The sequence below is a fragment of the Arsenophonus endosymbiont of Aphis craccivora genome, from assembly GCF_013460135.1.
GTDB classification, from domain to species: Bacteria; Pseudomonadota; Gammaproteobacteria; order Enterobacterales; family Enterobacteriaceae; genus Arsenophonus; species Arsenophonus nilaparvatae.
The window spans coordinates 875,609-901,913 of sequence record NZ_CP038155.1 but is presented as its reverse complement, the minus strand read 5'-3'; the positions used below and the strand labels follow the sequence as shown (position 1 = coordinate 901,913).

At 40.2% G+C, this 26,305-nt stretch carries 27 protein-coding genes and 3 pseudogenes; 6 read left to right on the top strand and 24 right to left on the bottom strand.

Going from position 1 to position 26,305, the window contains the following annotated elements; all coding sequences use genetic code 11:
- Positions 1-87: 87 nt before the first annotated feature.
- From E3U36_RS04830 to yceD, 16 genes and pseudogenes are all read right to left on the bottom strand, one after another.
- Positions 88-879 carry a phosphotransferase gene (locus E3U36_RS04830; protein WP_180817286.1) on the bottom strand — a complete coding sequence of 264 codons (792 nt, stop codon included), beginning with the start codon at positions 877-879 and terminating at the stop codon, positions 88-90.
- Positions 872-1,447, bottom strand: a complete 576-nt coding sequence (gene lpoB / locus E3U36_RS04825; RefSeq protein WP_180817285.1) for a penicillin-binding protein activator LpoB — start codon at positions 1,445-1,447, stop codon at positions 872-874. The genes E3U36_RS04830 and lpoB overlap by 8 nt, the downstream gene beginning before the upstream one ends.
- Positions 1,448-1,599: 152 nt before the next feature.
- Positions 1,600-1,962, bottom strand: coding sequence for a purine nucleoside phosphoramidase (gene hinT / locus E3U36_RS04820; protein WP_032114612.1), 363 nt, complete (start codon positions 1,960-1,962; stop codon positions 1,600-1,602).
- A gap of 38 nt (positions 1,963-2,000) precedes the next feature.
- Entirely contained in the window at positions 2,001-2,786 is a 786-nt protein-coding gene (locus E3U36_RS04815; protein WP_180817284.1) for a metal-dependent hydrolase, read from the bottom strand.
- 11 nt (positions 2,787-2,797) lie between these two features.
- The gene (locus tag E3U36_RS04810) at positions 2,798-3,805 is read right to left on the bottom strand and encodes a DNA polymerase III delta subunit-related protein (protein ID WP_180817283.1); all 1,008 of its coding nucleotides are present in this window, start codon (positions 3,803-3,805) and stop codon (positions 2,798-2,800) included.
- 1 nt (position 3,806) lies between these two features.
- Positions 3,807-4,442: a dTMP kinase gene (gene tmk, locus E3U36_RS04805; protein ID WP_180817282.1), complete on the bottom strand. Its 636-nt coding sequence runs from the start codon at positions 4,440-4,442 to the stop codon at positions 3,807-3,809.
- Entirely contained in the window at positions 4,439-5,464 is a 1,026-nt protein-coding gene (gene mltG / locus E3U36_RS04800; protein WP_180817281.1) for an endolytic transglycosylase MltG, read from the bottom strand. Before mltG ends, tmk begins: the two co-directional genes overlap by 4 nt.
- A gap of 57 nt (positions 5,465-5,521) precedes the next feature.
- On the bottom strand, positions 5,522-6,358 hold the full coding sequence (pabC, locus tag E3U36_RS04795; RefSeq protein WP_180817280.1) for an aminodeoxychorismate lyase: 837 nt from the start codon (positions 6,356-6,358) through the stop codon (positions 5,522-5,524).
- 130 nt (positions 6,359-6,488) lie between these two features.
- On the bottom strand, positions 6,489-7,754 hold the full coding sequence (fabF, locus tag E3U36_RS04790) for a beta-ketoacyl-ACP synthase II (RefSeq protein ID WP_180817279.1): 1,266 nt from the start codon (positions 7,752-7,754) through the stop codon (positions 6,489-6,491).
- A 101-nt stretch (positions 7,755-7,855) separates the two neighbouring features.
- Complete coding sequence (gene acpP / locus E3U36_RS04785; RefSeq protein WP_180817278.1) at positions 7,856-8,122, bottom strand: acyl carrier protein; 267 nt, start codon at positions 8,120-8,122, stop codon at positions 7,856-7,858.
- A gap of 149 nt (positions 8,123-8,271) precedes the next feature.
- Entirely contained in the window at positions 8,272-9,006 is a 735-nt protein-coding gene (gene fabG / locus E3U36_RS04780) for a 3-oxoacyl-ACP reductase FabG (protein ID WP_180817277.1), read from the bottom strand.
- Between the two features lie 7 nt (positions 9,007-9,013).
- Positions 9,014-9,946: an ACP S-malonyltransferase gene (gene fabD, locus E3U36_RS04775; protein ID WP_180817276.1), complete on the bottom strand. Its 933-nt coding sequence runs from the start codon at positions 9,944-9,946 to the stop codon at positions 9,014-9,016.
- A 19-nt stretch (positions 9,947-9,965) separates the two neighbouring features.
- The gene (locus E3U36_RS04770) at positions 9,966-10,919 is read right to left on the bottom strand and encodes a beta-ketoacyl-ACP synthase III (protein WP_180817275.1); all 954 of its coding nucleotides are present in this window, start codon (positions 10,917-10,919) and stop codon (positions 9,966-9,968) included.
- A 6-nt stretch (positions 10,920-10,925) separates the two neighbouring features.
- Positions 10,926-11,963 (bottom strand): phosphate acyltransferase PlsX, encoded by a 1,038-nt coding sequence (gene plsX / locus E3U36_RS04765; RefSeq protein WP_180817274.1) that lies wholly within the window; start codon positions 11,961-11,963, stop codon positions 10,926-10,928.
- Positions 11,964-11,994: 31 nt separating this feature from the next.
- Complete coding sequence (gene rpmF / locus E3U36_RS04760) at positions 11,995-12,165, bottom strand: 50S ribosomal protein L32 (RefSeq protein WP_180817273.1); 171 nt, start codon at positions 12,163-12,165, stop codon at positions 11,995-11,997.
- Between the two features lie 12 nt (positions 12,166-12,177).
- Positions 12,178-12,701, bottom strand: a pseudogene (gene yceD, locus E3U36_RS04755) (23S rRNA accumulation protein YceD).
- A gap of 142 nt (positions 12,702-12,843) precedes the next feature.
- Between yceD and E3U36_RS04750 the strand changes: the two are divergent.
- Positions 12,844-13,425 (top strand): Maf family protein, encoded by a 582-nt coding sequence (locus tag E3U36_RS04750; RefSeq protein ID WP_180817536.1) that lies wholly within the window; start codon positions 12,844-12,846, stop codon positions 13,423-13,425.
- A gap of 71 nt (positions 13,426-13,496) precedes the next feature.
- On the opposite strand, the gene rluC is transcribed toward E3U36_RS04750, so the two are convergent.
- Positions 13,497-14,444, bottom strand: a complete 948-nt coding sequence (rluC, locus tag E3U36_RS04745; protein WP_180817272.1) for a 23S rRNA pseudouridine(955/2504/2580) synthase RluC — start codon at positions 14,442-14,444, stop codon at positions 13,497-13,499.
- Between the two features lie 555 nt (positions 14,445-14,999).
- Here rluC and rne point away from each other — a divergent pair.
- Complete coding sequence (gene rne / locus E3U36_RS04740) at positions 15,000-18,233, top strand: ribonuclease E (protein WP_180817271.1); 3,234 nt, start codon at positions 15,000-15,002, stop codon at positions 18,231-18,233.
- 131 nt (positions 18,234-18,364) lie between these two features.
- Complete coding sequence (locus tag E3U36_RS04735; protein WP_180817270.1) at positions 18,365-18,991, top strand: NAD(P)H-binding protein; 627 nt, start codon at positions 18,365-18,367, stop codon at positions 18,989-18,991.
- Here the strand turns inward: E3U36_RS04735 and E3U36_RS04730 are convergent.
- A complete protein-coding gene (locus tag E3U36_RS04730) occupies positions 18,932-19,078 on the bottom strand; it encodes a hypothetical protein (RefSeq protein ID WP_180817269.1) in 147 nt (48 codons plus the stop codon). The two genes, E3U36_RS04735 and E3U36_RS04730, sit on opposite strands and share 60 nt — an antisense overlap.
- Between E3U36_RS04730 and E3U36_RS04725 the strand changes: the two genes are divergently transcribed.
- Positions 19,072-19,995: an IS5 family transposase gene (locus E3U36_RS04725; protein ID WP_180817268.1), complete on the top strand. Its 924-nt coding sequence runs from the start codon at positions 19,072-19,074 to the stop codon at positions 19,993-19,995. The two genes, E3U36_RS04730 and E3U36_RS04725, sit on opposite strands and share 7 nt — an antisense overlap.
- 223 nt (positions 19,996-20,218) lie before the next feature.
- On the opposite strand, the gene E3U36_RS04720 is transcribed toward E3U36_RS04725, so the two are convergent.
- Together E3U36_RS04720 and E3U36_RS04710 are read right to left on the bottom strand one after the other, a co-directional pair.
- Positions 20,219-20,992: a BRO-N domain-containing protein gene (locus E3U36_RS04720; protein WP_180817267.1), complete on the bottom strand. Its 774-nt coding sequence runs from the start codon at positions 20,990-20,992 to the stop codon at positions 20,219-20,221.
- 307 nt (positions 20,993-21,299) lie between these two features.
- On the bottom strand, positions 21,300-22,103 hold the full coding sequence (locus tag E3U36_RS04710) for a KilA-N domain-containing protein (RefSeq protein ID WP_180817265.1): 804 nt from the start codon (positions 22,101-22,103) through the stop codon (positions 21,300-21,302).
- A gap of 107 nt (positions 22,104-22,210) precedes the next feature.
- On the opposite strand from E3U36_RS04710, the pseudogene E3U36_RS04705 reads away from it, so the two are divergent.
- Positions 22,211-22,498, top strand: a pseudogene (locus tag E3U36_RS04705) (CCDC90 family protein); the annotation flags it as partial.
- Between the two features lie 16 nt (positions 22,499-22,514).
- Here E3U36_RS04705 and E3U36_RS12530 read toward each other — a convergent pair.
- The 4 genes and pseudogenes from E3U36_RS12530 to E3U36_RS12525 all read right to left on the bottom strand — a co-directional run bounded on the left by E3U36_RS12530 (position 22,515) and on the right by E3U36_RS12525 (position 25,795).
- Positions 22,515-22,799 (bottom strand): PDDEXK family nuclease, encoded by a 285-nt coding sequence (locus E3U36_RS12530; protein ID WP_238337518.1) that lies wholly within the window; start codon positions 22,797-22,799, stop codon positions 22,515-22,517.
- Positions 22,790-22,996 carry an ANR family transcriptional regulator gene (locus E3U36_RS04700; RefSeq protein WP_180817264.1) on the bottom strand — a complete coding sequence of 69 codons (207 nt, stop codon included), beginning with the start codon at positions 22,994-22,996 and terminating at the stop codon, positions 22,790-22,792. Before E3U36_RS04700 ends, E3U36_RS12530 begins: the two co-directional genes overlap by 10 nt.
- Positions 22,997-23,023: 27 nt before the next feature.
- Positions 23,024-25,087: pseudogene (locus E3U36_RS04695) on the bottom strand (DNA polymerase family A protein).
- A gap of 12 nt (positions 25,088-25,099) precedes the next feature.
- Positions 25,100-25,795 carry a phage antirepressor Ant gene (locus E3U36_RS12525; protein WP_238337517.1) on the bottom strand — a complete coding sequence of 232 codons (696 nt, stop codon included), beginning with the start codon at positions 25,793-25,795 and terminating at the stop codon, positions 25,100-25,102.
- Between the two features lie 87 nt (positions 25,796-25,882).
- Here E3U36_RS12525 and E3U36_RS04680 point away from each other — a divergent pair, with 87 nt between their 5' ends.
- Positions 25,883-26,248 carry a CCDC90 family protein gene (locus E3U36_RS04680; RefSeq protein WP_180817263.1) on the top strand — a complete coding sequence of 122 codons (366 nt, stop codon included), beginning with the start codon at positions 25,883-25,885 and terminating at the stop codon, positions 26,246-26,248.
- The last annotated feature ends 57 nt before the right edge of the window (positions 26,249-26,305 follow it).

Genomic DNA, 26,305 nt, shown 5'->3' with positions numbered 1-26,305 from the left:
TTGAATTACTATTTATTATCAGATCAAACCAAACCATATTCTAATAGGCTAAGCCAGCGCTATGTATTGTGGATCTTTTGTCTGCATTCATCGGACCTCATACCACATCATTCTCATATAATTAACCCAAGGCTGCCATAACAGCACTTGCTGGTTTAATTTATAAAAATCATTATAAGCATGCAATTGCTGACAATAGTGTTGCAAAAACTGACTTTGTACATTTTCTTCCCAACTATTTGTCGCGAATAACGTTGCCAGCGCAAATGCCAAATCACAATCAGCGGCATACTCCCAATCCAAAAGTCTCAAAGTTCCGTTATCAGTTAATAAAACGTTTCCACTATGAATATCAAGATGGGCAAGTACTTTTTTACTGGTTTTAGGTTGGCAGGCATGTTGAAAAAAATGATGCAACTTTAACCAATTAGCTGATAGTCTGCGCCGATCAATTTGATACCAGTAACTGGCTAAATGTTGTTTTAGATGCAGTGAATAACCAGATAATGGAGATGAATGTAATGATGCGAGTATCCGACTTAATGGTTGATATAATTCCAGTAAAGAATATGCGGTATCAATAACTGCCTTACCTTCCATCCATTCTAATAGTAACCAGTCATTATCATCTTCCAGTACCTTCGGAGCAGCAACAAATTGAGTAAGCTGGTGTAATATTTTACGCTCTTTTTGCCGGTTAATACCTAATAAACGCTGATCTTTTCCGGCAAAACGCGCAATCAATTTAATATTGACAGTTGCTTCAGCGTAAAAACTTCCACCGCTCGCTCCTGATAACGCCTTAATTCGCCACTTATCACTAGTTATTGCTGGATATTTTTGTAATAACAAGTTAATAAGTGTTTTCTTTTTATTCAATGCGATTTGATCCCGACCAGAGGATCTCACCCGTTTGTGCTGCCATTAGCTGCATTTCAATTTCACTTTGCTGCTGATTGCCCGAAATGACCGAATAAAGCACATAGTCAGCTTGCACATAACGCGCTAGGCCGATAGCCTTACTCCGCGTAACTAAACTGTCTTCCTGATATAAGCCCAGTGCTTTACGTGCATTTGCCACCACATCTTGTGGAACTAATTTGAATACATTTTGGTTATTAACCGCCTCAATAATCGCATCGGTTGCTTGCATTGATTGAATTGACATATTGGTATTATTTTTTATTGAATCAATTAATAACACCTTGCCTGACTCAACCCCTTGAGCTTGTACCAATTGATGGGCTAAAGGAATCACGGCTGTTGACCAATCTACTGTTTTTACCTTTGGTAGCTGCGGTACAGTATCTGGAGACGTTGGTGTTGTTGGTTGTTCGGTAGGCTCAGTCGGTTCGATTGTAATAACAGGTGCTGGTTTTTTACTCGTTATCGATGAACAACCAACTAATATGAATGTCACAACTATAAGTTGAAAAATACGTCTCATTTACTCTTCTCCTGTGTACCTTTAATTGCAAGGTAAACTGAATAACAAAGCCTGCGCCAAAATACCAATTTAAATTGCTTTATAATTAAATATTAACCAAAAAATTACTTTTGTCTTTCTAATAAAAAATCAACAAAATAACGGTACAAAATTTATCTATCTATCTTTTTTGTTAATAACGGCCCTAAAGGATGACCTCCCACTAAATGCATATGAATATGGAAAACTTCCTGGCCGGAATGTTGGTTACAATTCATAATTAAACGGTAACCATCATCAGCAATGTTTTCCTGCTTAGCAATCTTTGCCGCAACCGTAATCATGTGGCCTAACGTTTGTTCATGCTCAGGTTTTACATCATTGATAGTGGCGATCAAAATATTAGGAATAATTAAAATATGGACCGGAGCCTGTGGTTCAATATCCCTAAACGCCGTCACTAAATCATCTTGATAAACAATATCAGCGGGGATTTCGCGGCGAATAATTTTACTAAAAATCGTTTCTGCTGCCATAATGTCATCCTTTAAATTTTTATGAAGATGCAAGTGTCTTAATCACGTTTAATGGTTAAATGAAAAAGATCACAAAAATTTTGTGTTGTAGCTCGCGCAATTTCTTCAATATCTATACCTTTCAATTGGGCTAAAAACTGTGCTACATCTCTTACATAAGCGGGTTGATTTTCTTGGCCGCGATGGGGAACAGGCGCTAGGTAAGGAGCATCAGTTTCAATTAAAATACGATCTAAAGGCACCATACGCGCAGCCTGGCGGATCTGTGCGGCATTACGAAATGTCACTATACCGGAAAATGAGATATAAAGCCCTAAATCTAATAATGCTTTAGCCATCTGCTCATCTTCCGTGAAACAGTGTAAAACCCCACCGCAATTATCCACCTGTTCTTCTTTCAATATCGCTAATGTGTCTTGCTGGGCTGCTCGTGTATGGACAATAACAGGTTTTTTTAATTGACAACCTATACGAATATGTTGACGGAAAGATGTTTGTTGCAATTTAGCATTTTCACTTTGGTAGTGATAATCCAAACCGGTTTCACCTAACGCAACAACTTCATCGCCTGACGCTAAACGTGCCAGCTCATCAAAATCATTACCTTGATTGAGATCAAGCGGATGTATGCCAAAAGAAAAGGCCACATTGTCACGCTGACCAATCTGTTTTTTCATGTTAATAAAGCCTGGTAGGGTTGTTGCAACAGCTAAAATATATTTTACCTCATTAGCCGCTGCTTTTACGATAACATCATCGATATCTTTATGTTTATTCTTATAATCTAAACAATCGAGATGACAGTGTGAATCCACTAAAAACATAATAAACTCTTTTAATTATGGTGATGAATTGTGTTTTGCCAGTTGATTAACTGAGATGTCAATCGTAGTTCCTGATTCAACCCCATCACTGACATTAATTGATGGCGACAATTTTGCCATTCAGTAGCGCTCTTCAATAAGATGTCTACAGAGTTGATGCCAGCCAATTTAGTAATTAATGGTGACTGATCTTGATTGACACAATAATTACCTGCTTGCTGTTGATATTTTACTGCATCCAACAATAGGCTTATCAGCCAGCTGATCCGACAGGAAGCGTTTGGCTGATCCAATTCAGGTAACCAGTTTAAAAGTGTCTTTGTTGATAAATGCTGAATTAATGATTGGCAAAATTGCTTTCTTTTCAACCAATTATCCGGTTGTAACAGTGTCAAAGCGGCAAGAGGCGCACCTGCATTCAGTTTTATTGCCGTTTCAATATCAACTTGCGCTAACGATATTTTTTGTTTTTGTAACCATGAGATCGCGGTTTTACACTCAGGTACTGAAAGGTAATAATAAAAACATCGACTACGTAACGTGGCTAGCAATGAAGCTGGATCTCGACACTCTAAAAAAAAATAGGTTTTGTCTGTCGGCTCTTCTAAAGTTTTCAATAATGCGTTGCTAGCCGCTTCTGTTAGTGCTTCCACCGCAGGAAACCAAATAACTTTCGCACCACCTTGCTGTGCATGGCTAACTAAAAAGTCAGTTAAACAACGAATACTTTCAATACCTATCGTATTTTTACCTTTTTCAGCGGTAATTTTATGCCAGTCAGGATGTGTCCCTGCTAACATCAGTTGACAGCTATGACAGCTATGACAGCTATGACAGCTACCACAGCTTTTCATACCCACTGGTTGTTGGCACATCAGCCAGCGGCTAATAGCATAAATGAGTGAATCACTTCCCATTCCAGCATTAGCATGTAATAGCAATGCATGATGTCCTTGCTTGTTCTGATGGAAAGCAATTATCTGTCTATAGGCATGATTTAACCATGGATACCAGTTCATTCTACTTGCCTTGCGCTACCAACCAATTCGACAATGTCTGGCGAATGGTTTTTTGCACCTCTTCTAGTGATTTGTTAGCATCAATTGTGATAATTGTGTCATCTTCCGCAGCTAATTCAAGATAGCGCTGACGGGTTCGTTCAAAAAAGTCCAATGACTCTTTTTCTATCCGATCTAGTTCACCACGATCCCGCGCTCGCTGCAAGCCAAGAGTGGGTTCTATATCAAGATATAGTGTTAGATCAGGTCGAAAATCATCCAATATCGTATTGCGCAATACTTGCATCAATTCGGCAGAAAGCCCACGTCCTCCACCTTGATATGCTTGTGATGAGAGATCATGGCGATCCCCAATCACCCACATTCCCTTTGCAAGAGCAGGCTTGATAACATTTTCAATTAATTGAATACGCGCGGCATAAAGCATTAGTAACTCCGCTTTATCAGTGACTTTTTCTTCGGCAATACCATGTTTAATTAATTGTCGCAATTTTTCTGCTAGCGGCGTTCCTCCCGGCTCACGGGTAAAATCAATCTCAGTAATTCCTATCTTAGCGAGAGTTTCTACAACTGTTTTTATCGCGGTAGTTTTTCCTGCACCTTCGAGACCTTCAATAACTATATAACGACTTTTCATTCATTTTTATCTTTTGTCTGACGATAATGTTTAACGGCCTGATTATGATCATTAATATTGATAGTAACAGTATGCCCACCATTACCTGTGGCTACAAAATAAAAATAATCGGTTTCATCAGGATGAGCCGCTGCTTTAATTGAAGCTATACCTGGCATAGCAATTGGCGAAGAAGGCAACCCAACAATCAAATAAGTGTTATAAGGACTTGGCTTATCTAAGTCACTACGATAAAGCACCCCCCGATATTTATCGCCTAAACCATATATAACAGTAGGATCCGTTTGCAACCGCATTTTTTTCTTTAAACGATTAATAAATACCGATGCCACTTTAGTTCTCTCTATATCAATGCCGGTTTCTTTTTCAATAATTGAAGCCATAATTAACATTTGATATGGCGTTTTATACGGCAAATTTGACGCTCGTCCCTGCCATTCATATTCAACAGCCGTTAACATTCTGTGATGCGCACGCTTCAATATGTCAATATCATTCATTTCTGCGGTATAATAGTAAGTAGCTGGATAAAACCATCCCTCTAGTGATTGACCTGGCGGTAACCCTAATTGCTGCGCTAGTTTATCAGCAGACTGATTTTCAATAGTCTGCTTTAAATAAGGCGCTTGATGTAATGCTTTTTTCCAGTCTTCAAAACGAGAGCCTTCAATAAACAGCAAGCTAAATTGCGCTTCTTTACCAGCATAAAACATTGCTAACATTGCTCGCAAAGAAATGCCAGGATTTAATCGATAGGTTCCCGCTTTAAATTGTGCGAATTGTGGTTCTAATCTTAGTAACCATTGAAAATTATTCGCCGAATTTATTATTTTCTGCTCTGCTAACAATGATGCTAATCCGGCTCGCCCTGTACCTGCTGGCAAAGTAAAAATAGTTGTTTCATGAATATTAATCGCTGTATCAGCGTAATTTTGTATCTGACGGTAAAATGTATAAAGAATACAGCCACTCAATATTAATAAAAAAATAATCAACCACAATATTCTTCTTGCATACTTCATTTACCATTCATTTCCTAATATTACACTATAAACGTTAATCTAATATTAATCACAAAATTAAGTTAACCTCAAACAATATGGCATAAGAAAATCGAATAATTCACGAGAATAATAGTTCCATACGGGTTGCTTAGGCTGCGTTATAATACGCTTAACCGATAATATGGGCATTAAAGCATTAGTAATGATTACCTCATCGCTCTGTGCCAATATATTAGGATAGTCGCTGATATAGAAAAGTTCATAATCAGTATCAGATAAACTCGCAATAACCTGTTTGCGCATTACACCTTCAACACCAGCGTGATTTAAATTGGGCGTGTAAATTTGTTTTCCTTTCCGTAAAAACATATTTGCTGCGCAACATCCAATCAATATGCCATTAGTATCCGTCACAATAGCTTCATCAACATTTAATAATTCAATTTGCTGTTTTATTAATATTTGTTCTAATCGATTTAAATGTTTAATGCCGGCCAAATAACAGTTACTATTTACGGGGATTTTACTCAATGCTAAATTAATACCTGTTTGCTGTTGATTTAAATAAATAGCTGGATAATCAGTTAACGAAATAATGACTGTTGCTTTGTTGAGGCCTGCTATGCTATATCCTCGCCCGCCTTCACCACGACTAATGATAACTTTAATCACCGCTAAATCCTTTTTATTCAATAGCGCTATTTTATTTATATCAGCAGCCAATTTTTGCCAATCTGGTGTAGGTAAAAGTAGTTGTGTAACCCCTTTTTGTAATCGATAAATGTGGTGTGACAATAAGGCTGGTTGATGTCCAACCACGCGAATTGTTGTAAAACAGCCATCACCAAATTGAACAGCTCTATCCATTACCGAAATATTATTTTGCTGTTCACCATTAATCCAACATATCATTGCGTTAACTTCTTAATCAAACTGAATACCTGCTACTTATCGCTACAGTTTATTTGACATCCATCATTTATAATCAATAAAAAAGCCTTAACTTAAGTTAGATTGAGGCCTCTTTATAAGAAAATATCAATTAATTGACTTTACGAAAAATAATCGAACCATTTGTGCCGCCAAAACCAAAAGAATTGCATAATGCATACTGCATATCTTCAACTTTACGTGTCTGATCCGGTATAAAATCTAGCCGTCCTGTATTCACTAATTCGTCTAATTCACTATCGAGATTTTCAAGGTTAATTGTTGGAGGAATAAGTTGATCTCTTAACGACAGAATCGTAAAAATAGATTCAATTGCACCTGCTGCGCCTAATAAATGACCGGTCATCGATTTAGTCGAGCTAACCAATATTTTACTCTGCTCTAGGTAAATTAATGCAACTGCTCGCGCTTCAGCAATATCTCCTACCGGTGTTGATGTACCATGAGCATTAATGTAACCTATTTTTTCTGCGTTTATACCTGCATCCTGTAACGCATTTGTCATGGCCAGTGCCGCACCTTCACCATTCTCTGGTGGTGACGTCATATGATAGGCATCACTACTCATACCAAACCCCGCAAATTCAGCATAGATTTTGGCGCCTCGAGCTTTAGCATGCTCATACTCTTCCAGCACCAAAATACCCGCTCCATCGCCTAATACAAAACCATCTCGCTCCTGATCCCAAGGTCGGCTTGATCGCTCAGGTTCGTCATTACGTCTTGATAAGGCTTTGAGAGAGCCAAATCCAGCAATACCTAAAGATGTACTTGCTTTTTCTGCGCCACCCGCCAGCATGATATCCGCGTCACCATAAGCAATAATCCGCGCTGCATGACCAATGTTATGCACCCCAGAAGTACAAGCGGTAGCAATAGAGATAGTTGGTACCTTAAAGCCATAAATAATACTTAAGTGTCCAGCCACCATATTGATAATAGTTGAAGGAACAAAAAAAGGACTTACTTTACGCGGACCATTAGTCAGTAAAACATCACAGTTTTCCTGGATTAGTCCTAATCCGCCAATACCAGAACCAATTGCTGCGCCAATGCGATGCGCATTTTTTCCTGTGATTTTTATACCTGCATCTTCGATAGATTGTTTAACAGCAGCAAGCCCATATTGAATAAAAAGATCCATCTTGCGCGCATCTTTAGCCGAAATACCATAATCGTTATGATTAAAATTTTTAACTAGACCCGAGAACTTGGTTGTATGGTTTTCAGTGTTAAAATGCTCGATAAGGCTGATGCCACTCTGTCCAGCACATACAGCATTCCAAGATGACTCAACTGTGTTGCCGACAGGAGATAACATGCCGAGTCCAGTCACAACTACTCGACGTTTAGACACGTATATCCTCCAGAAAAAGGAATAAGTTTCGGTGAAAATATAGGCGGTCGATCGACCGCCTGAATATGTGCATAAAAGCTCTCTATAATTAAATTTACGGCTTATGAGCTATGGCTATTAATATAATCAATAGCTGCTTGCACTGTCGTGATTTTTTCCGCGTCTTCATCAGGAATTTCGGTATCAAACTCTTCTTCTAATGCCATGACTAGTTCAACAGTGTCAAGAGAATCCGCACCTAAATCCTCAACAAATGAAGAATTATTTGCAACTTCATCTTCTTTAACACCACCTAACTGCTCAGCAATTATTTTTTTAACACGGCTTTCAATACTGTTGTTGGCAACACCTTGGTCTTTAGTGCTCATACTATTTAAATTCCTATTAAAACTCGCTTTCACGATGGTTTTCGTAGTTTAGATACAGGAAAGGCACAACCCAATCCTGGCTATTCGAACCTGATTTCGCATTATTATATGCTATTTTAGCATTAACCATGCAAATGATTTATTGGTTTTTAAATCATACACATGCCACCATTGACATGTAATGTTTCACCCGTGATGTAAGCTGCTTCATCAGAAGCTAAAAATGCTACAGCACTGGCAATTTCTTTTGCATCACCGAGCCGCCCTACAGGAACATTAGCTAAAATGCCTGCTTGCTGTTCATCTGTCAATGCTCGAGTCATATCGGTTTCTATGAAACCAGGTGAAACAACATTCACCGTAATACCGCGGGTAGCTACTTCACGTGCTAATGATTTACTAAAAGCGATAACACCTGCTTTAGCCGCTGCATAATTTGCCTGTCCAATATTACCCAATGTGCCAATTACTGAGCCTACAGAGATAATGCGACCATAACGTTTTTTCATCATTGAACGCATTATAGCTTTGGATAGACTAAAGATCGAAGTTAAGTTTGTATCAATAACTCTATCCCACTCTTCTTTTTTCATTCGCAGCAATAGATCATCACTGGTAATACCTGCATTATTAACTAAAATATCAATTTCACCAAATTCTGCACGAATTTTAGATAGAGTACTATCAATAGATTCAGGGTCTGTCACATTCAAGACATAACCTTTACCTTTATCACCAAGATAGCTACTAATCGCCTCGGCACCTTCTTTGCTTGTAGCAGTACCAACTACTTTCGCACCACGTTCAGCCAGTAGTTCAGCTATTGATCGCCCGATACCACGACTTGCCCCAGTTACCAAGGCTATTTTTCCATCAAAACTCATGTTTTCCTCAATTATTTATCAACGCAGCGTTTAATGATGCCGTATCATTAATCGCTACCGAATTAATCGTACTCACAATGCGCTTAGTTAAACCAGTCAATACTTTACCTGGCCCTATTTCTAATAGTTGCACGATCCCTTGCTCAGCCATGAATTCGATGGTTTCAACCCAGCGTACAGGATTATACAGCTGCCTGACTAAAGCCTGTCGAATACCCTCTACCGAATTTTCAATTTTAACATCAACATTATTTACAACAGCAATATTAGGCTTATTAAATACAACTTCTTCTAATGCTTGCACTAATTTTTTTGCAGCAGGCTGCATCAATACACAATGTGAAGGTACACTGACAGCCAACGGTAAAGTACGTTTTGCACCAGCAGCTTTACATAATGCTGCCGCTCTCTCAACAGCACTTTTTTCACCGGCAATAACAACATGACCTGGCGAATTAAAATTAACTGCAGAAACCACTTGGCCTTGTTCAGCTTGCTGACAAGATGCTAATACTGATTCATTATCCAAACCAATAATTGCATACATAGCCCCCATCCCTGCCGGCACAGACTCTTGCATCAATTGCCCGCGTAGTTCTACCAATTTGACAGCGGATTTAAAATCGATGACATCGGCACAGACCAATGCAGAATATTCACCTAAACTATGGCCTGCCATTAGTGTAGGCATTTTGCCTTTTTTTTCCTGCCATACTCGAAAAATTGCCACAGATGCGGATAAAAGTGCTGGCTGTGTTTTCCAAGTTTTATTTAATTCTGCTTCTGAGCCACTTTGGACCAAATCCCATAAATCATATCCTAAGACATTAGAAGACTCAGCAAACGTTTCCTCTACTACTGCAAACTCTTTTGCTAGATCAGCTAACATGCCAAGAGATTGAGAACCTTGGCCAGGAAAGATCATTGCAAAATTAGACATTTTTATTTTCCTGTATAATTTAAAAACGGATCAGCGCTGAGCCCCAAGTAAAACCACCACCAAATGCTTCAAGCAATACCATTTGCCCTCGCTGTATGCGGCCATCTCTGACTGCTTCATCAAACGCTGTCGGTACTGATGCTGCTGAAGTATTACCGTGTCTATCCAGCGTAATAACGACTTTATCCATTGGCATTGCCAGCTTTTTTGCTGTTGCTTGAATAATCCGTAAATTAGCTTGATGCGGGACTAACCAATCCAATTTTGATTTATCTAGTGCATTTTTTTCTAATGTTTCACCCACTACATTAGCTAATTCACTCACCGCGATCTTAAAAACCTCATTACCCGCCATTGTGACATAAGTTGGCTCTGAGCATTTACTATGCTCTTGATGGCGTAAAGTTAATAAATCACCATAATTACCATCGGCATGTAAATGGGTCGACAAAATTCCTGGCTCTGGTGAACCGCCGACAACGATTGCACCTGCTGCATCACCAAATAAAATAAGTGTACTACGATCATTCGGATCTAATACTCTTGATAATACATCAGAACCAATAACTAATGCCTTCTTCGCCATCCCTGTTCTAATGAACTGATCACTAATACTCAGGGCATAAGTGAAGCCAGCACATGCAGCAGCAACATCAAATGCGGCACAGTTTTTAATGCCTAATATTTGTTGGATTTGGCATGCCGCACTTGGAAAAGCATGGGTCGAAGAAGTTGTTGCTACAATGATTAAATCAATTTCATTAGCTGCGATGCCAGCCATTTCTAACGCTTCTCGCGCAGCTTTATCACCCATTGTAGATACATTATCTTCTTCTGTTACGATGCGGCGTTCTTTAATTCCTGTTCTGGTAGTTATCCATTCATCAGAAGTATCTACCATTTTCTCTAAATCAGCATTCGTACGAATCTGTACAGGCAAATAACTGCCAGTACCTAAGATTTTTGTATACATTTTGCTTTAATCACTCTTGGGTAGTAAGGTATTCAAGCGAGTCGCAATTCTATCAGGAATTTGCTTCTCTACCGCCTGAATCGCCTGTTCAATTGCAGCTTTAAATGCTTTTTGGTTTGCCGCTCCATGACTTTTAATTACAATGCCGTGTAATCCTAAAAGTGAAGCACCATTATATTGATCAGGATCCAGGTGCCCAAAACGTTTTGAGATACGTTTCTGTAACCACGGTTTAATCAACTTCATCAGCCACGATGAGATCTTATTTTCTGTAGTTGAAGATTTTACTAAAGATAAAATAACGCGTATCACACCTTCCATTGTTTTCAACGTTACATTACCTGCGAAGCCGTCACAAACGAATACATCAGCTTTACCCGTCAATAACTCATTACCTTCTAGATAACCCATATAATTAATAGAAGGTGTTGCTTTTAATATTGAGGCGGCTTCGCGGATATTATCTAAACCCTTATTTTCTTCTTCACCAATATTTAATAATGCTACGCGTGGATTGCTTATATTAGCAACCTCTTCAGCCATTACTGCTCCCATCACGGCAAATTGTACTAACATTTGACTATCGCAGTTAACATTAGCGCCTAAATCAAGTACAACGGTTTTACCATGTTCTTGATTTGGCAAAATCGTTGTCAACGCTGGCCTTTCAATACCATTTATTGTCTTCAATATGAGTTTTGCTAACCCCATAAGTACACCAGTATTTCCAGCACTAATACACGCTTGCGCCTGACCAGACTTCACTAATTCTAAAGCAATCCGCATTGACGAGCCTTTACTTTGCCTGATTGCTTGTAATGGCTTAATATCATTAGCAATAGCATATTCAGCAGGAATAATTTGCAAACGATCACGCAGCTCAGCACACTGATCTGCAAGCAATGGGTTTAAAATTTCTGGAACACCAACCAGTAATAATCTTAACTGTGGGTTAGAAACGAGTGCCTGCAATGCAGCAGGCACAATAATGCGAGGACCATTATCCCCACACATCGCATCTAATGCTAAGGTTAAATTAGCCAAGGCATTAATCGTTTAATAATTAACACAACAACTATTTATTAATAACCTTGCGACCACGGTAATAGCCATCAGCAGTCACATGATGACGCAAATGGGTTTCACCAGAATTTTTATCTACTGATACTTCGGCAGTTGTCAATGCATCATGTGAGCGACGCATACCACGTTTAGAACGAGTGGGTTTATTTTGTTGTACGGCCATTGACCTTACTCCTTAAGTACTTTTTTTTAAACTAGCTAATACGGCAAAGGGATTTGGCTTTTCTGCCTCGTTAGGCAACTCACCAAAAACCATATTCGCGTCGGACACTTCACAGCGTTCAGAGTTATGAACCGGGATCGCCGGCAAAGAGAGGATTATTTCATCTTCAATCATTGCTAGCAAATCTATTTCACCAAATTGGTCAATAATGATTGGCTCATACTCTTCAGGTAATAACGCAATCCTCTCATCATCAATGACAGGACTAAAACAATAAGTTACATGAACATGGTGGTTAAAATTTTTACCACAACGTTCACATTTTAACGTGACATCAATATCATAATCGCCTCTTATGACAACTAAATGTTGATTATCTATTGCAAACGATAGCTCACTAGTTACATCGCTATCTATACTTACTACTGATTCTACGACACGCAAAACCTGTTCAGGTGAATAATATCCTGAATAATCCAGTTTTTTTGTGCTGCGCGATGCGCATCAATCGTTAAGGGTAATTTTACCTTTTGCATAAGGCGCGCATATTATCTTTGTAATGAGACATAGTCAAAGTAAAAGGCTTCTTTTGCTTATTTTTCCACCAAACATTCGCTATTTAAGCTCTATTTAGTTTAAAATGTCTCACCTCATTTGGCTATGGATTTTAGATATTTTATGAAATCAATTGTATTGGCGTCAATGTCATCTTCACGTTATCATCTACTACAAAAATTAGACTTACCTTTTATTGCTGATGCGCCTAATATAGATGAAACCCCATTAATCAATGAATCAGCAACTTTTCTCGTAACTCGCTTAGCCATTGAAAAAGCAAAATCATTAGTAACTAAATATCCTACACATTTAATAATAGGTGCAGATCAAGTCTGTATCCTGGAAAATCAAATAATAGGAAAACCACTAACTCATAGCAAAGCAACCAAGCAACTGAAGCAAGCCTCCGGCAAAAAAATTATCTTTTATACCGGACTCTGTTTATTTGATAGTGAAAGCAGAAAATACAATTCTAGATGTGAACTTTTCACTGTTTATTTTCGCCATTTAACAAATACACAAATTGAAAACTATCTTACAAAAGAACAGCCTTATCAATGCGCAGGGGCTTTTATGTTAGAAGGATTAGGCATCACATTATTTGAAAAACTTGTTGGACGGGATCCTAATACTTTAATCGGTTTACCTTTAATTATTTTAATCAATATGTTACGTGCTCACGGTATCAACCCTCTCAATTAACTATCTTACAGCATACAAAAAGAAAACCAGTTTATAATGCAAGCTGGTTTACTAATTTGATTAGCGATGCATTATTGCTTACGTAATATTGCCAAACAGCTTTTAAGTTGTTGATCTAAAGGGGCATTGAAAGTTAATTTTTCCCCACTGGCCGGATGGATAAACATTAATGAGCTAGCATGTAAAAAAAATCGTTTCAAACCGGTAATCGTTAACTGTTGATCAAAATCGCGATCACCATAACGGTTATCAAATGCTATAGGATGCTTTGCATATTGTGCATGTACTCTGATCTGATGTGTTCGCCCTGTTATTGGACTGGCATTGACTAACGTAGCATTAGAAAAACGCTCTTCAATTTTAAAATGGGTTTCTGAATGTTTACCATCAGCACTGACTTTTACTATCCGTTCGCCACTTTGTAAAATATTTTTTAATAAAGGGGCCTGAACAACTTTAATATGCGACGGCCATTGCCCTTTCACTAACGCAACATACTTTTTTTGCATTTGTTTCAGACGTAACTGTTGGTGTAATAGCCTAAGAGCCGAACGTTTTTTCGCTATCAGTAAAACACCCGATGTTTCGCGATCTAACCTATGGACAAGTTCCAAAAAACGTGCTTCAGGACGTAATGCGCGTAAAGCTTCAATAACACCAAAATTTACCCCACTGCCACCATGAACAGCCATACCGGAAGGTTTATTCAAAACAAGCAGATGCTCATCTTCGTAAAGTATATAATCAGTGAGTGCAGCTACCTTATCCAATTTAGCCGAAATAACATTCTGTTGCTTTTCTGCCAGCCGAACGGGTGGGATCCTGATTAAATCGCCTGCTTGAATTTTATATTCAGGTTTGATTCTACCGCTATTTATTCTTACTTCACCCTTGCGAATAATCCGGTAAATCATACTATTAGGAACACCTTTTAAACGTGTCAATAAAAAATTATCAATACGTTGACCTGCTTCATCATTATCGATAGTAACAAATTGGACCTGATTCTGTATTTTCATTATCTAATTATAACATTTTGTTAACATTTTAACTTGTTAAATATTGCGACCAAATATTATGATACATTGTTTTAGCCTTTTTTTCTTAAACTTTGTCAATTCCGTTGTCAAATGCATTTTTTTCACATTTTTCCATATAAAAACGCAATAAACAGCAAACGTTATCTTGATATCTACCCATAAGCAATGGAATAATTGACAGTTGCCATAATGTTTATTAAAACAAGCGTTGGCGTAATTTGAGATAGATCTATTTTGATAACACATAAACGCAGCAATGGTGTAAGACGGTGTGTAAAATCAAAAATAAATTATTGAATTGTGAACAAAGGTTTACTGGATTAGCTAAACTGTACATTGAACGGATAAATTCAGCAACAGTACTAATTTAAGAATGCAGCATTTTATTTAAACGTAGCTTCACCGAAAAATTGCGTTTCAATACAACCGACAACCGCGAGGTTGACGATTTTGTAAAAGTCACGAAACCATCGGTCAAGAGTAACCATTTTTAGTAGCAACTTTTTTGACTTAGTAGAATAATGAGTATTGATAATGAAAAGAATGTTAATTAACGCAACTCAACAAGAAGAGTTGCGCGTTGTTCTTGTTGATGGGCAACGTCTTTATGACCTAGATATTGAAAATCCCGGACACGAACAAAAAAAAGCAAATATTTACAAAGGCAAAATTACCCGTATAGAACCTAGTCTAGAAGCAGCATTTGTTGACTATGGCTCAGAAAGGCACGGCTTTCTCCCGATTAAAGAAATTGCTCGTGAATACTTCCCTAGCCATTATCAACCCCACGGTCGCCCAAACATAAAGGATGTTTTAAAAGAAGGCCAGGAAGTTATTATCCAAGTTGATAAAGAAGAGCGAGGAAATAAAGGGGCCGCGCTAACGACTTTTATTAGTTTAGCTGGTAGCTATCTTGTTTTAATGCCAAATAACCCTCGCGCAGGTGGAATATCACGACGTATTGAGGGTGAAGATCGCACAGAACTGAAAGAGGCATTATCCTCATTAGAAATACCCAATGGTATGGGATTAATTGTCCGTACTGCTGGTGTAGGTAAATCAGCGGAAGCGCTACAGCAAGATCTACAATATCGTCTTAAACATTGGCAAGCCATAAAAAAAGCTGCAGAAAACCGATCAGCGCCTTTCCTTATTCATCAAGAAAGTAACGTCATTGTGCGGGCGTTTCGTGATTACCTGCGCCCTGATATTGGTGAAATCGTGATTGATAATGCGAAAATTGTCGAAATGGCTCGTCATCATATTGAAGCGATTGGTCGTGGTGATTTTGCAAGTAAAATCAAATATTACAGTGGAGATGTTCCACTCTTTAGCCACTATCAAATCGAATCACAGATCGAGTCGGCTTTTCAACGTGAGGTTCGTTTACCGTCTGGTGGTGCACTGGTTATCGATACCACTGAGGCATTAACGGCTATCGATATCAATTCATCACGTTCAACCCGTGGTGGCGATATTGAAGAAACCGCATTCAACACCAATTTAGAAGCTGCTGATGAAATTGCCCGTCAATTACGGTTACGGGATTTAGGTGGACTAATTGTTATCGATTTTATTGATATGACACCCGTCCGCCATCAGCGTGAAGTTGAAAATCGTCTGCGTGAAGCCGTACGCCAAGACAGAGCACGTATCCAAATCGCTCGGATATCACGATTTGGTCTACTTGAAATGTCACGCCAACGTTTGAGTCCGTCACTTGGTGAATCCAGTCATCACGTTTGCCCTCGTTGTAGTGGAACAGGAACAATTCGTGATAATGAATCACTTTCACTCTCTATTTTACGTTTGATCGAAGAAGAAGCATTAAAAGAAAATACCCATGAAGTACATGCTATTGTACCGGTACCAATTGCTTCTTATCTATTGAATGAAAAACGCCAGTCTGTCAATGAAATTGAACGTCGGCAACACAATATACGTGTCATTATTGTTCCTAACGATCAGATGCAATCACCGCATTTTAATGTGGTCCGCATTCGTAAGGGTGAAGAAGTTTCAGCATTAAGTTACTATCTCGCTCAATATCACGAAGCTGAAACCAATAATCTAATAGATGATGCCGCCAGTGAGAAAAAGTTACCTGAACAACCCGCTATTTCTACTTTTGCTCTTCAATCTCAAGCAGATACAAAAAATGCCGGGGTTGCTAAGGGCAAATCAAGTAAACAGAGTAAATTAACCAACAAGCAAACTTCGACAAGTCTGTTTAATAGAATTACCTCATTCTTGAAAAAATTATTTACCGAATCAGCGCAACCAATCGAAAAAGCAGAAAAAAAATCGAAAAGTGGTAATGATAAGCGACGTAATAGTGAGCGGCGTAATAATCGTCGGCCAACTCAACGCCGTGAACAGAATTACAATATCGATAACCGTCAAAATCGTGGACATACCGATGAGCAACAATCACGTAAAAGCCGTAATCAGAAAAGTCATTTTAATGATACTCAAGAGAGCGCAGCACGTGAAACTCAACAACAGCGTCGCGAGCAGCGAGCTGAACGTCGTCGTCAGGAAGAAAAACGCCAGCTGCAACTTGAAACTAAAACACAACCACTTGACAAGAAAGAGGCTGAAACGGAAAGAACGGTCGTTACCTCTCCTCGCCGTCAACAGCGTCAACTAGCTCAATCAATACGGGTTGCAAATAGTGCGACTGAGCAGCAAAAATTATCTATTGATAAAGAATATCAAGATATTAAGTTTCCTATTGCCAATAGCACAGAGGATAAGCCTGGTTTGTTCACTGCCGAACCGATTCTGCCTGCGGAGCAAAAAACCTATATGCCGCATGTCACCGAACAGGTTGAATCTCAAGAAGCAGCTACCAATTATGCTAATGAACGACAAGAAACGATCATTCCGCGGCGATCAAGACGATCTCCTCGCCACCTACGCGTTAGCGGGCAACGCCGTCGTCGTTATCGTGATGAAAATCAAAGCAAATCATTAGTACCATTAAAAATGGCGGTTGCTTCGCCTGAATTATCTTCGGGTAAAGTCTGGATCCAATACCCGATTAAGTTAAATGAATTGAACGAAGTGTCATCAAATAGTAAAAATATGATGACATTTAATGAAAAAACAGCATCTTCTGCCAATCCAATTAACGGTAATGACATCATCGATAAAGTTGAAGCAGAAGAAAAAACAGTGCCAATTAGTGAAGCGGCTCAATCAACGATGGAAAAAAGCTTACTACCCTCAGCCGAAGTATTGCTTATTCCCATAAATACTCAAGGTACTGAACAAAACGAAAAAGCCTGTCAACCACTTATTGAAGCGAAAGTAATGCCTGAAAACAACACTAATGTGGTTGTAGAAACGCTAGTAGATAGTGGAGCAACCGATCAGCTACAAAATGGGCAATCGGTTAATGATGAACTTTTCATAGCCAATGAGATTAAAAAGGATGAATATTCAGTCGATGAAATCAGTCAGGAAAAAGCAACCGACTCATCGGATGAAAATTATAGCCATGTTCAGCCAAATATATCTTCTGTGACCGATGTCATTGCAAAAAAGGCAAGTCATCGAAAAGAAGAAACGGCTGCGATAAAATTAGTAAAAAAAATAGGCTATTCCCATGCGCCGACCACAAAAGCACCGGCGCCGGAAATTATTGAAAGCGGTTTGGAAATTAAAGCTTACGTACGACCTGCGATAGCTTTCCATGGTAAAAATGGTGCCGGTGGTCATGTTGCCACAAATATAGCCACATCCAATATGTTTAAACCCAAATAATAACCAATAAAAAATGCCCTAATTAGGGCATTTTTTTATTCTGAATTTTAACTAAAACTTACTTATTCGCGTTTAATATCAGAGTACTTTTAGTAAAATATGTATTCTTTATTATTAAAGTAGGAATAAATATGTCTCAATGGATTGTTTTTGGCGCAGGTAAAGGAATTGGTTATCATCTTGTACAATATGGTCTTCAGCAAGTTCATCAAGTCATCGTTTTTATTCTTAATGCAAAATATAAAACACGACTAACACAAATAGGCTCGCAAGTTATTGAAGGAGATGCTTGCCAATATAGCGACATAAAAAATACATTGGCTGATATTTCTAATAACAGCATTATATTTAGTACTATAGGCGGTAAGAGCGCTGATCTAACTGGTAATCTTAATATTATTAAATCGGCCGAAACGTTAAATATGCGGCGCTTATTATTGGTGACCTCTGTTGGCTGCGGTGATGGTTGGAAATATCTCTCATCTAAAGCTAAGGCGCTATTTGGTATGTCAATTCGCCATAAATCAATGGTTGAGTGCTACCTAAAAACAAGTTCATTAGATTACACTGTCCTTCGGCCTGGTGGCCTGCTTAATTTACCTGCTACCGGCAATCACCAACGTATTCAACTCCCTCAAATAGGATTAGTTACTCAGCAAGATATTGCCATAGAGCTATCAAATATTGCTGAAAATAAGCTAACTTACCAACAAACCTATACGGTAATAGATCCAAATTTGAGTTTTAATATGAAGTAACGATTGGCTTTGTTGAATAAATCGAACTTTTAGGTGATTGGCGGAGCTGATCGCTAAATTCGTTTCAACATCAGGTCCCCATGGCAAAGCAAAAGTTTAAAATTACCAACTGGCCCGCGTACAACAAGGCACTCAGACAACGCGGTTCCCTGACGGTCTGGCTTGATGAGTCGGCCATCGCTGGATGGACTGACAGTTCTTCGCCTGAAGGTCGTGGCCGGCCGCTTTACTACAGCGATATGGCTGTTACCACTGTCCTGATGATGAAGCGTGTGTTTAACCTGTCGCTCCGGGCATTACAGGGCTTCGTTGATTCGATTTTTAAACTCATGTCTTTGCCGCTGTGCTGTCCGGACTACTCGCTGGTCAGCAGACTAGCAAAGAGCGTCAACATCAGCATAAAAACGCCAACGCGTGGTGAAATCTCGCATCTGGTCATCGACAGTACCGGTCTGAAGGTCTTTGGCGAAGGTGAATGGAAAGTCAGGCAGCATGGGGCTGACAGACGAAGAGTGTGGCGCAAGCTTCATCTGGCAGCAGACAGTGTGACTCATGAGATTATCTGTGCCGACTTATCGCTCAGCGGAACGACAGATGCGCAGGCACTGCCGGGCCTGATTAACCAAACCCACCGGAAAATCACGGAAGTGTCAGCAGACGGTGCTTATGACGCCTGTTACTGCCACGATGCGTTGCTAAGAAAGAAAATCAGGCCCCTTATCCCGCCGCGAAGCGGAGCGAAATACTGGCCGGACAAGTACCATGAACGTAACCATGCGGTGGCGAATCAGCGTCTGAGCAGGAGTAATGATATGTGGAAAAAGAAAGTGGGTTATCACCGGCGTTCAGTGGCAGAAACAGCGATGTTCCGCATAAAAACTTTGCTGGGTGGCCATCTGAGCCTGCGTGACTATGAGGCTCAGGTAGGTGAAGCAATGGCGATGGTCAAAGCGCTGAACCGTATGACGTTGTTGGGTATGCCACACAGCTTCAGGATCGGATAACAGGTGTAGGTGTAGCAGAGGGAGCCATCCTGTCGGCTAATTCTGATTTATTCAACAAAGCCACCAACTTGTAGAAATTGATGTAGATCACGGGCATTTACCGTCTGGATTAATGCGCCGTTGATGTTTTTTGTTTCGATGTTGATTAAATTTGACATAAGGATATACCTCAATAGTTAAATTGATGAAAAATTGCCCCTATAAAAAGGGGCGTTAAGATTAATTAGTGACGTTTTATGAAATGGGTTAACTCACTTTCGTACCAGTGGTCAGTGCGTGCGGTGATTAGCCCGATTTGTTGATGGTGAAATTGTTCAAAAAGCTGTTTGATCTCCGCTAACACGGTATCGATATTCTCACGCTTACGTAAAAGTCGTTTGATCGTATGCTTTTCTGCGTCATTGATAATCTGGCGTAGTGACTCAGTGATATAGTAAATACGACGACATTCGTCAGCCATTAAGGTGATATGCGCTACCTGAAAACGTTCAGGGGATGGTGTGCCAGTTACTTCGCGTAGTGCCAGCCACACCGCATTACTCCATGAACGCTCAAACCGGAAGCCATTTTTCATACACCAAACTAAATGCGTTAGGTTACGAGTGTCTGAATGGCTAAAACGCTCTACGGCTTTTGGTTGTGGTTGTGGTTGATAATGAGGATTATGATTAACAACTTGCTTATCGAGGATATCCAGCACCCATTTTCTAATCTCTTTTGCTACTGGCGTACGAGCAAACATGGCAACAAGATGAGCGCCACGTAGGGAGAAAATACGAACTGGCATTCTTACCTTTCCCGTTTTTCTAACGACGCCAAAATTGACCGTCGTTGTCATACATTCCGAAAACTCATCTTTATTGCGATTCAAAATTTTTGTTACCGCATCTGTTTCTGTATATTCCAGTGCTTTAGCAATTTCAGCAGAAGTAAACCATATTTGCCCGTTATGGGAAATATTTTCAAGAACGGTATTTCGGAAAACTAGAGTATTCATAGTAATGATTTCCTTTGTAGGTTTAGGACAATCACCACCTTTGAGGTCAATCTTGGGTGGCGAACTGGACGAGGTTGACCTTACCGGCTACAAAGGATCCCGGCGAGCCTTTCGGCTCCCCCATCCAGCCCACCATTGATTCTTAATATGGAGGACTGACGTATAAAAAAAACACGCTTTCGGCGTGCTATGCGCCTTTGTAGTTACAGTAGTAGGTCAATCCCAACATCTGATTTTGCAGATGCGGATAAACTATAGCGCATGATTTCTTCTTTCGTCAATAGTGATTTTAAAGGTCAATATTTTATTATGCTGCCGCAATCCCGTTTATCATGACACCTAATAACCTAGGGAACTGGCTGTCATAAAAATGGGGCTGAGTCTGACAGGGATGGTTTGGATCGGTTAGGTTTTTTCCAAACTGTAATCCTTTTTCCGTCAGTGACCAGAATAATTTTTCCTTATCAGGATGTTTGCTACTTGGACGTGATTTACGCTCAACAATACCTAATAATTGTAGACGCTTAAAGCCAGATGGTAGGCTGTAAGGTTTGCCATGTAGTTGTAAAAGTTCCGTAAAAGAGTGCGTCACTTCACTTGAACCTGTTAAACTCCCTCCTGGTGCATCAACAGCGTAAGCTGGCAATATATCCGGCATACCAAGCGATGACTGTAGCTTTTTCATTCCACCAAGCATACCAGAAGGTGCGATACGCAATTCTTGTTTGCAGAATGCCAGCATTGCTAATCCAGCTTGTACTTTTTCGACAAGTATGCTGTTATTGCTTTTTACCGAATCCCTAAACCGCTCGTAGACCTGAACTTCAAAATAGGGGTCTATCCATGCTGCATAGCGGATGGCGATAATTTCAACTGCCCAGCTGCCATATTCAAGGCCACCTTTGATGATATTGACCGAAGCACTCCGAGATGCTTCGATTACTTTTTGTACAAAAGCGCTGATACCCTTGCTTCTGAGAAACACAGAAGGCCGTTGCGATTCTGTTGCTTTACCCTGAGCAACTGCTGCCCGGTGCAAAGCATTCAGACAATAACGCCCGAAAGCGTCTTGGCGTACAACGGTATTTTCAATAACAACTAATTTTGACATAAAAATATTTCTCCGTAATTAAACAAATAAAGGTATTAACGTGAAAGATTTTGCAGATTGCACCCTCAACCCCGTTATTTTTACCTAAACACGGGAGGATTTTTCGTATGGGTCAGGTTGCATTTGATACACAAGAATTTGTTGAAACATTAGAGAATGCAGGCTTGCCAAAAGAGCAGGCAAAAGCAATTTCTATTGCTGTACGTAAGTCACATGAGGTTGCTGACGTAGCGACCAAAAGAGATTTAGAAGATGTACGTAAAGACTTATCTTCTGAAATAACACTAGTTCGCAAAGATGTTGAAGCGTTAATTAATAGTCTTTTAATAAAACTAAGCGGTGTCATGTTAACTATCGTTGGTGCAGCGGCAACGATCGTAACTTTAATTATAAAACGGGTTAAAAGGCACCCTACAACTCATAAGGTGGTAAGATGCTGCTTAGATCTTGACTATCCAGTACGATTACCTGATGGCCTAGGGCAAAAAGCCGTGCGTGTTCGCGTAACTGGTAGGGAGTGGGCTTTTCGCCTGGTGCTTTGCATTCCACAAAAATAATGTTGCCATTGGGCAGTGCGACTAATCGGTCAGGTACGCCTCGTCGCCCGGGTGAAACAAATTTATAGGCAATCCCACCGATTTTTCGCACTTCACTTACCAAATGTTTTTCGATGCTGTCTTCCCTGATTAACCGCATGAATACATCCTTTTAATTTGCATAAGGCAAAAATCGGCGCGGTTCTCACTCCAGATACGGTTATTGAGATTACGCGCCAGTCGGTTTGCCTGTGACCATGCGCGTGCGGCGTCATGGTATTGGCCTGACTGCTCAAGGTGTACCGCATCTTGTGCCGCCTTAAAATAAAGTGGGCTGTCGTTTTTTCTAAAGGCCATGGTGTTTATTTTATCCTGTGTGTTATTTTATTCCTTGCGATAGCGATAAGTCTCAAAGCCATTAGCACTAAGCGGTAAATCAAAAGCCCAATCCGGATTAAAACTTAACAATTTACTTAATCCCTCGGCGGAAAATTCTGGGGTATCGGGCGCTTCGCTGATAATTTCATCATGGACGGTTAAGACAATCTCATAACCTGCCTTTTCAATAGTTGGCATGTTATAGGCCAATACATCCCGTGCAGTGCTCTGACATATATTTTCAATAATTTTGCCCCCGTAGGTGTTTAGCCTTTCCCATTTACGGCTATAGGGGTTAGTTCCCATGTAGGTGATTTGTCCAATTCTCTGTTCGCGCAGAAGGGTAGCAAATACTACGCCCTGAAGGTAAACAAATCCTGAGCCAGCCTTTATCGCAACGAACGCTAAGTTTACGGCACTTAAACACTATCCCTGGTGAATGAATGGCCTGTTTTACTGCCTCTTCAATGTCGTACCAGAATGATACGGTTTGCGGATGGGCATTGCGCCACATGCGCTTAAGGGCATCGCAGGTAACAAAGACTTTTTTGCTGAGGCCATAAGCTTTATCCGTTTCAACGGATTTTTGATACCAGCGCATCGCCTCTCGCTTAACGCCAGGCGGTATATTAGGTAATGAGGCTTCCTCCATTCATCTAAATCCAGACCGTAGGCGAGGGCGAACGTTAGGAATGCCGCAACCCCACCGCTATAGCCTAAGCCTCACTCCATCACCTTACCGATTTGTCGTTGAGATTTAGTGACGTTCTCAGGTAAAAAATTAAATGCGAGCGCGTAGGCGAGTTTATAGAGGTCATTGCCTTTGCCGTTATCAAATTCGCTAAAAGCGTTGACTTTCCAGTTTTCCCCCACCAGCCATGCTAACATGCATCCTTCAATGTTTGACAGGTCAGAAATAACCAGCTTCTTACCCTGCGGGGCAATAATACATCCTCTTAGCGCAGAACTGGTCAGTTGCATAATGTCACCACAAATGAGTTCGGCGCAACCGGCTTTTAAGGCTTCAATGCCGTTATCAAGGGTCTTTTGGTTAAGCGTGGGTCGTTGGCGATTATCCGGTTGAAAAATCCGCCCCGCCCAGCGTCCAGTGCGTGAGACGCCACAAAATTGCTTGGTTCCTCGAAGTCGTCCATCTGCGCTTACCGATTTTAGCAGAGCTTTGTATTTCCTGGTGCTGGTTGTGCACGACTGGAGACGGACTGACAGCAGTTCGCGCAAAGCCGGTGGAATATCAGGGTCATTAATGCGGCGCTGTAGCGTGCTGGCTTGCATATCCGGTAATGTGATGCCAAATGCCGAAACGATATGTTGTAGCAAAGCGTCGCGTTGTGTTGCGGTCTGTACAGCGTTATCCGTTAATTGTTGAGTGTCGGTTGATAACCGTTTTTGCCCGTTTTCAACGGTGGTTAGGGCGCTTTTGGCCAACTCAACGTCCATACACATCCCACGGCGATTAATCTTTTGGTCTAACTGCCACAACGTTGTTTCATTAAAATTCATATTCCAACGCGGTAAATGTTGATAAATCTCGCGCATGGCTAAAATATCTGAACCTGCGTAAGTTTTAAACCGTTGCCATTCTTCGAAATGTGTTAACGCCGTGGCGTGTTGTATTTTGCTGTTTTTAGGGCGCGGTTTGCAAAATAAAGAGATAAGTGCTTTACCTTATTTGTCTTTGGCTTTATCGCTATTGACGTTGAAGATATCGCAAAGCGAACCAAGCGCACCGGTTAGGCCATGTGCCAGGGCTTGCACAAGCGTGTCGTGAACACGGGATAACGGTAAGTCAATATTTAACACTTTGCTTAAAATTACCGTATCAAACACCCCCCCATTATGCCAGACAGTTAAAATCGCAGAGTCATCAAGATAGGCTTTTAAATCCTTTGGCATCGTTTTATCTTGCGTCACATCCCACACCTTTACGGTTTCATGATTATAAGCATAGGCAAAAAGTAATATTTCTGCATTTTCAGCATAGCGATGCGTGCCACAATTAATCGGTATATCGCTGTAGGTTTCTAAATCGCAAAATAGTAAATTTTGCAGAATCCATCCTTATCAGGCGGTTACGGAAAAACGCCCCATTTTAGAGTGATACCACTGACTGCCGCGTTTCTCAGACTCAAGCAGCGCCTTGGCCAAAGCGTATTTAAATGCTTCTTCCTCAACTACCGACATCTGGGTAATCTGTCCGCCTGGTGAAACATGGGGCACTTTTTTATAAGGCACATTCCACGCCATCACTAACTGGCGACATTTTGCATCGCTCAAGCCATATTTTGTTTTAAGATAGCTATAGCCTTGGAAACCCTCGGGTATTGTGCCTTGTTTGATATGCTCGATTTCTTCCGACACCTGTACAACCTGATCGATACTTTTTAAACGGCGTTCCTGTGCAACGTTAGCCAATGCCATTGCTGCAATAATTTCATTGGCGCTTTGTGGTTTACTTTGCTGCTCCAGTTTATCAATCAGTGAACGGCGAACGGCTTTCGATTCACGCGCGGCAACGCGGAGCGCTTGCTTAAGCGTCATTTCGATAATTTCAATATCAGCGCCGTTTTTTTGACCTACACTTTTTGTGTAGGTCTCTCCTTCAAGTTCATCTTTGACCTTTGCAATAAATTTGTTGTTTCTAATTGGTGGTTCGCCATGTTCTTTTCGTGTTTCGTTGACCATTAGCAGTAATTGTTGCGAGTCAACCGTTTCGTTGTTGGAAAGCGTGACATTTGGCACATTTATTAAATTTGACATAAAGGTATCCTCAATAGTTAAATTGATGAAAGATTTTGCATATTGCAGCCTAAACCCGTTATACTTACCAAAAAAGGAGGATTCCCTATGACTCAGGTTTCATTTGATACATTACAAGCCTCAGAAGCGCTTGAAGATGCTGGCATTTCCAGAGAACAAGCTAGGGCTATCTCACTCGTTGTGCGAAAATCACATGAGGTTGCGGATATTGCGACTAAACGTGATTTAGAAGATGTACGTAAAGATTTAACTGCCCAAATAATAGAAGTTCGTAAAGACTTATCGGCTGAAATAACCAATGTCCGTAAAGATATGGAGATAACCCGCAAAGACCTACAACTTGAGATGTCAGGCATTCGTGCTGAACAAAAATTAATACGCTGGATGTTAGGTGCTGGTATTTTAGGTATCCTTTCTCTGGTGGTTAAAGCTTTCTTGATGCCTGCACTATAATTACCATTAAGTTATTAGCTCAGTGGGTAGAGCAGTAGACTCTTAATCCATCGGTCG

Bases quoted from the DNA above. Each gene is read 5' to 3' on its own strand.
- lpoB (WP_180817285.1), bottom strand. From the start codon at position 1,447: ATGAGACGTATTTTTCAACTTATAGTTGTGACATTCATATTAGTTGGT.
- hinT (WP_032114612.1), bottom strand. From the start codon at position 1,962: ATGGCAGCAGAAACGATTTTTAGTAAAATTATTCGCCGCGAAATCCCC.
- E3U36_RS04815 (WP_180817284.1), bottom strand. From the start codon at position 2,786: ATGTTTTTAGTGGATTCACACTGTCATCTCGATTGTTTAGATTATAAG.
- E3U36_RS04810 (WP_180817283.1), bottom strand. From the start codon at position 3,805: ATGAACTGGTATCCATGGTTAAATCATGCCTATAGACAGATAATTGCT.
- tmk (WP_180817282.1), bottom strand. From the start codon at position 4,442: ATGAAAAGTCGTTATATAGTTATTGAAGGTCTCGAAGGTGCAGGAAAA.
- mltG (WP_180817281.1), bottom strand. From the start codon at position 5,464: ATGAAGTATGCAAGAAGAATATTGTGGTTGATTATTTTTTTATTAATA.
- pabC (WP_180817280.1), bottom strand. From the start codon at position 6,358: ATGATATGTTGGATTAATGGTGAACAGCAAAATAATATTTCGGTAATG.
- acpP (WP_180817278.1), bottom strand. From the start codon at position 8,122: ATGAGCACTAAAGACCAAGGTGTTGCCAACAACAGTATTGAAAGCCGT.
- fabG (WP_180817277.1), bottom strand. From the start codon at position 9,006: ATGAGTTTTGATGGAAAAATAGCCTTGGTAACTGGGGCAAGTCGTGGT.
- fabD (WP_180817276.1), bottom strand. From the start codon at position 9,946: ATGTCTAATTTTGCAATGATCTTTCCTGGCCAAGGTTCTCAATCTCTT.
- E3U36_RS04770 (WP_180817275.1), bottom strand. From the start codon at position 10,919: ATGTATACAAAAATCTTAGGTACTGGCAGTTATTTGCCTGTACAGATT.
- rpmF (WP_180817273.1), bottom strand. From the start codon at position 12,165: ATGGCCGTACAACAAAATAAACCCACTCGTTCTAAACGTGGTATGCGT.
- E3U36_RS04750 (WP_180817536.1), top strand. From the start codon at position 12,844: ATGAAATCAATTGTATTGGCGTCAATGTCATCTTCACGTTATCATCTA.
- rluC (WP_180817272.1), bottom strand. From the start codon at position 14,444: ATGAAAATACAGAATCAGGTCCAATTTGTTACTATCGATAATGATGAA.
- rne (WP_180817271.1), top strand. From the start codon at position 15,000: ATGAAAAGAATGTTAATTAACGCAACTCAACAAGAAGAGTTGCGCGTT.
- E3U36_RS04735 (WP_180817270.1), top strand. From the start codon at position 18,365: ATGTCTCAATGGATTGTTTTTGGCGCAGGTAAAGGAATTGGTTATCAT.
- E3U36_RS04725 (WP_180817268.1), top strand. From the start codon at position 19,072: ATGGCAAAGCAAAAGTTTAAAATTACCAACTGGCCCGCGTACAACAAG.
- E3U36_RS04720 (WP_180817267.1), bottom strand. From the start codon at position 20,992: ATGAATACTCTAGTTTTCCGAAATACCGTTCTTGAAAATATTTCCCAT.
- E3U36_RS04710 (WP_180817265.1), bottom strand. From the start codon at position 22,103: ATGTCAAAATTAGTTGTTATTGAAAATACCGTTGTACGCCAAGACGCT.
- E3U36_RS12530 (WP_238337518.1), bottom strand. From the start codon at position 22,799: ATGCGGTTAATCAGGGAAGACAGCATCGAAAAACATTTGGTAAGTGAA.
- E3U36_RS04700 (WP_180817264.1), bottom strand. From the start codon at position 22,996: ATGGCCTTTAGAAAAAACGACAGCCCACTTTATTTTAAGGCGGCACAA.
- E3U36_RS12525 (WP_238337517.1), bottom strand. From the start codon at position 25,795: ATGTCAAATTTAATAAATGTGCCAAATGTCACGCTTTCCAACAACGAA.
- E3U36_RS04680 (WP_180817263.1), top strand. From the start codon at position 25,883: ATGACTCAGGTTTCATTTGATACATTACAAGCCTCAGAAGCGCTTGAA.